The 750-nt window shown below is 74.3% G+C and carries 1 protein-coding gene; it reads left to right on the plus strand.

Going from position 1 to position 750, the window contains the following annotated elements:
• Positions 1-61 precede the first annotated feature (61 nt).
• Positions 62-750, plus strand: a 689-nt coding sequence (locus JHN63_RS51665) for a small ribosomal subunit Rsm22 family protein (protein ID WP_200692026.1), incomplete at its 3' end; no start/stop codon positions are given.

The following is a 750-nucleotide window of genomic DNA, read 5'->3' on the forward strand; positions in this document are numbered from 1 at the left end:
GGTCTGGGGGCGGAGCCCCCAGGGGCGTCGGCGGCAACCCCGGGCAACTTAGAATCGGCGGGTGAACGACCCCGTGGCCCCGGCTGAAACCCTCCGTACCGCACTCGCGTCCCTCCTCGACGGGCTTCCGCCCAGGCAGGCCACCGGTGCCGTGGAACGGCTGATCGCCAATTACCGCGGGGCCACCCCGACGGACGCCCCGATCCTGCGCGACCGCGCGGACGTCGCGGCCTACGCGGCCTATCGGATGCCGGCGACGTTCGAAGCCGTACGCTCCGCGCTGGACGCGTTCGCCGACGCCGTACCCGAGTGGACCCCCACCGCCCACACGGACATCGGCGGCGGCACCGGCTCCGCGACCTGGGCCGTCACCGATGTCTGGCCCGGCGACCGCCCGGTGACCGTCCTCGACTGGGCCGAGCCCGCCCTCGCCCTGGGCAAGGAACTCGCCGCCGCCAACTCCGCCCTGCGCAACACCAGTTGGCGACGAGAACGCATCGGCCCGTCCCTCACCCTCGACCCCACCGACCTGATCACCGTCTCCTACGTCCTCAACGAACTCACCGCCCCCGACCGCACCGCCCTCGTCGACGCCGCCGCGTCCGCCGCCCAGGCCGTCGTGATCGTCGAGGCCGGCACCCCCGCCGGCTACACCCGCGTCATCGAGGCCCGCGACCGCCTGATCGCCGCCGGTTTCCACATCGCCGCCCCCTGCCCCCACAGCGCCGCCTGCCCGATCACCCCCGGCGA

Source organism: Streptomyces sp. MBT65 (genome assembly GCF_016612545.1).
GTDB lineage: Bacteria > Actinomycetota > Actinomycetes > Streptomycetales > Streptomycetaceae > Streptomyces.